The 4,425-nt window shown below is 65.5% G+C and carries 7 protein-coding genes; 4 read left to right on the top strand and 3 right to left on the bottom strand.

Going from position 1 to position 4,425, the window contains the following annotated elements:
• The coding region (locus ACTS1X_RS01350) for an inositol monophosphatase family protein (protein WP_442612593.1) at nucleotides 1-269 on the bottom strand (269 nt) is incomplete at its 3' end.
• A 45-nt stretch (nucleotides 270-314) separates the two neighbouring features.
• On the opposite strand from ACTS1X_RS01350, the gene ACTS1X_RS01355 reads away from it, so the two are divergent.
• Both ACTS1X_RS01355 and ACTS1X_RS01360 read left to right on the top strand, forming a co-directional pair.
• A complete protein-coding gene (locus tag ACTS1X_RS01355) occupies nucleotides 315-1,205 on the top strand; it encodes a helix-turn-helix domain-containing protein (protein WP_442612594.1) in 891 nt (296 codons plus the stop codon).
• 88 nt (nucleotides 1,206-1,293) lie between these two features.
• Nucleotides 1,294-1,722, top strand: a complete 429-nt coding sequence (locus tag ACTS1X_RS01360) for a VOC family protein (protein ID WP_442612595.1) — start codon at nucleotides 1,294-1,296, stop codon at nucleotides 1,720-1,722.
• Nucleotides 1,723-1,730: 8 nt separating this feature from the next.
• Here ACTS1X_RS01360 and ACTS1X_RS01365 read toward each other — a convergent pair whose 3' ends face one another.
• Nucleotides 1,731-2,666 carry a ribose-phosphate pyrophosphokinase gene (locus ACTS1X_RS01365; protein ID WP_442612596.1) on the bottom strand — a complete coding sequence of 312 codons (936 nt, stop codon included), beginning with the start codon at nucleotides 2,664-2,666 and terminating at the stop codon, nucleotides 1,731-1,733.
• Between the two features lie 109 nt (nucleotides 2,667-2,775).
• Nucleotides 2,776-3,567, bottom strand: a complete 792-nt coding sequence (locus tag ACTS1X_RS01370) for a LytTR family transcriptional regulator DNA-binding domain-containing protein (RefSeq protein ID WP_442612597.1) — start codon at nucleotides 3,565-3,567, stop codon at nucleotides 2,776-2,778.
• A gap of 153 nt (nucleotides 3,568-3,720) precedes the next feature.
• On the opposite strand from ACTS1X_RS01370, the gene ACTS1X_RS01375 reads away from it, so the two are divergent.
• Together ACTS1X_RS01375 and ACTS1X_RS01380 are read left to right on the top strand one after the other, a co-directional pair.
• Nucleotides 3,721-3,855 carry a hypothetical protein gene (locus ACTS1X_RS01375; RefSeq protein ID WP_442612598.1) on the top strand — a complete coding sequence of 45 codons (135 nt, stop codon included), beginning with the start codon at nucleotides 3,721-3,723 and terminating at the stop codon, nucleotides 3,853-3,855.
• Nucleotides 3,852-4,334: a DUF2306 domain-containing protein gene (locus ACTS1X_RS01380; protein ID WP_442612599.1), complete on the top strand. Its 483-nt coding sequence runs from the start codon at nucleotides 3,852-3,854 to the stop codon at nucleotides 4,332-4,334. Before ACTS1X_RS01375 ends, ACTS1X_RS01380 begins: the two co-directional genes overlap by 4 nt.
• Nucleotides 4,335-4,425: the final 91 nt, after the last annotated feature.

Below are 4,425 nucleotides of genomic sequence, written 5' to 3' on the forward strand. Positions count from 1 at the left end.
GTCGTCCCGTCGATCGGGTCGAGCACCCATTGGCGCGACGCGCCCTCGCGCTCGCGGCCGAATTCCTCGCCGATAATGCCGTCCCCGGGGCGTTCCTTTTCGAGGATCGCGCGGATCGCGGTTTCGGCGGCCTTGTCCGCTTCGGTAACGGGCGAGGCATCGGCCTTGTCCTCGCGCGCGAAATCGGCGCGGAATAGTGGGCGGATGGCGTCGCCGGCGGCATCGGCGAGCCGGTTGGCGAGAGCGATATCGTCGGAAAGCGTCGGCATCTCAGTCTCGTAGCTAATCCCCGGCCGCCATGCTAGAAAAAGCGCATGACCGCCCTGACGGACTTCGACCGCCGGCGCGAAGAGATACGCGCTTCTCACGACGACGGCGTCGATAGTTGGGAAATTCGCGAGGCTGACCCGCATCCGAAACTGGATGGCTTTGTCGACAATTATGCCGATTATTGGGAACGGACCGGAACTTTCACCTCGCGACGCGAACTCGCCGCGACCCGTGGCGTGCTGATCTTCGTATTCGGCGATCCGCTTGAGATTGTCGACGCCGAAGGCCAGGCGCTCGTGCTCGGCGCGGGCGAGGCCTTTATCGGCGGCGCCGCCGAAACGACGTCGATCGCCCGCAATCTTGGCGCGCAACGGGGGATGCACATCCACGCGCCGCTTTCGACCTATGCGCGCCTTGTCGGCGCGCCGGCCGCCGCCATCGCCAACCGTTGCTTCAAGCTGGAAGACATGATCGGCATGGAGGCGGCCGAACTCGGCGAGCGGCTATGCGAGGCGAGCGGCAGCGAAGCGCGCTACCGGCTGGTCGATCGCTTTTTCGTTCGCCGCATGGCAGCGACCGAGGCCGCGGTCGAGCGCTGCCCGGTCGACTGGGCTGCGCGGCAACTCCGGCGTGCCGATGCCCGGCGGCCCGGCGAACTCGCCGCGGAGATCGGCTGGAGCCGCAAACATCTGAACCGGCGTTTCATCGATGCCTTCGGCATCTCGCCCGACCACTTCCGCCGTCTCGCTAGGTTCGAACGGTTCAGTGCGGCGATTTCGGCGGCGCCGCACGAAAGTCTCGCCGCGCTCGCCGCCGATCACGGCTATGTCGATCAGGCGCATCTGACGCGGGAGACCCGGCAATTCTCGGCGATGACGCCCGGCGAACTGCGCCGCCGTCTGCATCCGGGCGGCGGCGGCGTGACGCACGACTGATAAGCTTCGAAGAGGTAACGGCGATACAATCCTTGTCTCGGCCGGTCTGCCAAAAAGCCTGCCGCACCCTGATGAAATGGAGGACGCCATGCCCGTCAAACCTGCGATCATCGCCAATCTGCGCTACGAGGACGCGCCTGGCGCGATCGATTTTCTCTGCGAAGCCTTCGGTTTGGAGCGGCATGCCATCTTCTCCGATGACGAAAACCCGCACATCGTCCACAACGCCCAACTCGTCCGCGACGGCCACATGATCATGCTGGCGACGGCGACCGACAGCGAGTGGACCAAAGCGGCGTCGATGACAGTGCCCGCTGTGGCTGGCTGCAACACGATCGCGCTCTATGTCGTAATCGAGGATGTGGACGCACATTGCGAGCGTGCGCGGGCGGCGGGCGCGAAAATCATCCGCGAACCGCAAGGTGAGGATTATGGCGGGCGGAACTACGGCGCGCTCGATCCCGAAGGCTATGCCTGGAGCTTCGGCAGCTACGACCCCTGGGCGTGGGAGAGCTGAGTCGGCGCTCAATCGAACAGGCTGGAGACCGAGCTTTCGTCGGCGATGCGGCGGATCGCTTCGGCGAACAGCGGCGCGATCGGCAGGTGGCGGATCTTTTCGGCCTCGGCGATCGCATCGTGATTGCCGATCGAATCGGTGATCACCAGCTCCTTCATCACCGACCCGTCGACCCGGGCGACGGCGCCACCGGAAAGCACGCCGTGCGAGCAATAGGCGACGACCTCTTCGGCGCCCGCTTGCTTCATCGCGGCGGCCGCGTTGCACAGCGTGCCGGCCGAATCGACGATATCGTCGACGATGACGCAGAACCGCCCTTCGACATTGCCGATGATGTTCATGACCTCGGATTCGCCTGGCTTCTCGCGGCGCTTGTCGATGATCGCGAGCGGCGCATTGTCGAGCCGCTTGGCGAGCGCACGCGCGCGGACCACGCCGCCGACATCGGGCGAGACGACGGTGATGTCCTTCTTGGAGAAGCGCGCGGAAATGTCCGCCGCCATCACCGGTGCGCCGTAGAGATTGTCGGTCGGGATATCGAAAAAGCCCTGGATCTGGCCGGCGTGCAGGTCCATCGTCAGCACCCGGTTGGCGCCCGCGACCGTGATCAGATTGGCGACGAGCTTGGAGGAGATCGGCGTGCGGGGGCCGGGTTTCCGGTCCTGCCGGGCATAGCCGAAATAGGGCATGACGGCCGTGATCCGCTTCGCCGATGCGCGTTTCAGCGCATCGATGATGATCAGCAGCTCCATCAGATTGTCGTTCGCCGGATAGCTGGTCGACTGGACGACGAACACGTCCTCGCCACGGACATTTTCGAGGATCTCGACGAAGATCTCCTCGTCGGCGAACCGCCGGACATTCGCTTCGGTCAGCGGAATCTCGAGATATTGGGAGATCGCGCTCGCGAGCGGCAGATTGGAATTACCCGACAGCAACTTCATGGATGCTCTTCCCCTTCTGCGCGCCGTTTTAGGCCGTGCCGGGAAAAAAGAAACAGCTTTGCGGCGCTTTTCTGGGGAGGGCCGACGCAGCCCGTTCGTCGCCGCGCGTCTAGAGCCATCCCGCGCTGCGCAATGCCTCCTGCCGGTTGCGCGCCACCGGGGCGAGCAGGCCGTTGGCGAGCTCGAGCTTGATGCCGCGCCCCTCGCGGCGGATCGCGCGCACCTGGTCCCGCGCCACCCACCAGCTGCGGTGAACCTGCAGGCCGTCCACGCCGTCAAGCTCGGCGATCGCGTCGCGCAGTCGCATCAGCAGCATTTCGCTGCCGGCCAGCGTGTGCGCCTTCACATAATGGTCCTGCATCTCGAGACAGACGAGATGGTCGCCGAGCGCGGGCGGCAGCCGCTGGAAGAAGGGCGGCTCCGGGCGTTCGGGCATGGGGATGTCCCGGACGTCGAGCGGCGTCGGTGCGGCCTTCGCGGAGACAGGCTCGGCCTGCGCCTCGCCGGTCCGGACATGGCGGGTGAACAGGAGCCACATGCCGGCCTGTATTCCCAGCCCGATGCCGAGCACCTGCAGATAGAGCCGCCCGAAGCCAGCGCCGAGATAATCGGTGTCGAAGCTCATGCCGGCCAACGCGAAACCGACCACCGCCGTCAACGGAATCGCCGCCAGCGCCGCGGCGAACAGGAGTGCAGCCCAGAGCGGTATTTCGGTGGTTTCGGACAGCCAGACCGCGACGGTCTGGACCGGGCGATAGATGGCATAGCCGACGAGAATGAAGCAGATCCAGTAGGCGAGGCGCATCGCGGTCGGCATTTCATAGGTCCCGAACGGTCCGAGCAGGCCGAGAACCGCGCCGATCGCCGCGATGATGAAGATTTCGATGGCCAGCTGACGCAAATTCGCCCTTTCGTCCGTCCCGTTCGCGCTTCGTGAATGGGCGGATAGAGCAAAATCGGCGGCTTTGCGAAGATTTTCTCCGCTCCGCGCAGATCCGCTTGCCGGCGAACGGGTCCGCGCCATCCTGTCCGTGTCACGAACCGGAGATACGCCATGACCATCGATATTCGCACTATCGTGCCGCCGCTCGGCGCGGCTTGCCTCGCGCTTGTCGTTTCGGGTTTCCTCGTCGCCGCCACCGCGAGCATGCCGCTCGGCGCGCTGCCGGCCATGGCGGTGCTCGCATGACGCGCGCCGCGGTCCATACGTCCGACCGCCTTCCCGTGTCCGCCATCCTGGCGATCGCGGGCGGCACAATCGTCGTCACGCTGGCGCTGATGGCATTGAGCTACGGGAACGGCCGGCCGAGCGACAACGCCTTCTCGCCGGCCGTGGCGATCCATCTCGCGTCGGTGCTGCCCGCGCTGCCGCTCGGCGCGTTCATTCTCTACGGCCGCAAGGGCGATGCGCGCCACCGGCTGCTCGGCCGGATATGGGTGATGCTGATGCTGACCGCCGCGATTTCGAGCTTCTGGTTCTCCCTGTCCTTCATCCACATCTTTTCGCTGGTCGTTCTGGTGTCGGTACCGCTGTCGCTGTGGCGGCTGCGGCGTGGCGACATCGCCGGGCATCGCCGGGCGATGGAAGGCATGTATATCGGCCTCGTCATCGCCGGTGCCTTCGCCTTCATCCCCGGGCGTTTCCTCGGCAATCTGGCCTACGGCTAATCCCGTTGCACCGCTGCCGCGCCGCGCCTAAGAGCAGCGCATGACCGACCGTCTGGCCATAGCATTCGCGCAGCTCAATCAGGTGATGGGC

Source organism: Parasphingopyxis sp. (genome assembly GCF_052168275.1).
Classification (GTDB): Bacteria; Pseudomonadota; Alphaproteobacteria; order Sphingomonadales; family Sphingomonadaceae; genus Parasphingopyxis.